1 protein-coding gene is annotated in these 684 nt (G+C 68.7%); it reads right to left on the bottom strand.

The genetic code is table 11. From position 1 onward, the window contains the following. Positions 1-684 (bottom strand): beta-ketoacyl reductase (locus IE269_RS42825; protein ID WP_189828783.1); only part of this gene is annotated, 684 nt, incomplete at both ends.

Genomic DNA, 684 nt, shown 5'->3' with positions numbered 1-684 from the left:
GCCGAGGGGGACGAGGTGGGGTGCGTCGGTGGCCATCGCCGCGTCCAGCAGGGCAAGACCCTGCTCGACGGAGAGCGGCGGAACCCCGGACGCGGCGATGCGCTGCCGGTCCGCCTCGGAAAGCGACGCCGTCATACCGCCGGTCGGCGCCCACGCACCCCAGGCCAACGACTGCGCAGGCAGACCCTCCGCCCGACGACGTACCGCCAACGCATCCAGGAAGACATTTGCCGCCGCGTAGTTGCCCTGACCCGCCGACCCCATCACACCCGAAATAGACGAGAACAACACAAACGCCGACAGACCCATCCCCCGGGTCAGCTCATGCAGATGCCACGCCGCATCCACCTTCGGACGCAACACCCCCGACACCCGCTCCGCCGACAGAGACGACACCACACCGTCGTCCAGCACACCAGCGGTATGAATCACCGCCGACAACTCCACCCCGGCCAACACCCCCGCCAACGCCTCACGGTCCGCCACATCACACGCGACCACCGCGACCTCAGCACCCAGAACACCCAGCTCGTCCCGCAACTCCACCGCACCCGGAGCACCCAGCCCCCGACGCGACACCAACAACAGACTCCGCACCCCATGCCGCACAACCAGATGCCGGGCCACCACACTGCCCAGACCACCCGTACCACCCGTCACCAACACCGTCCCCCCACCCAACGG

The sequence above is a fragment of the Streptomyces spiroverticillatus genome (assembly GCA_014650415.1).
GTDB classification, from domain to species: domain Bacteria; phylum Actinomycetota; class Actinomycetes; order Streptomycetales; family Streptomycetaceae; genus Streptomyces; species Streptomyces spiroverticillatus.
Note: the sequence above shows the minus strand (reverse complement) of the source record. Positions and strands in the feature narration are given on the sequence as shown.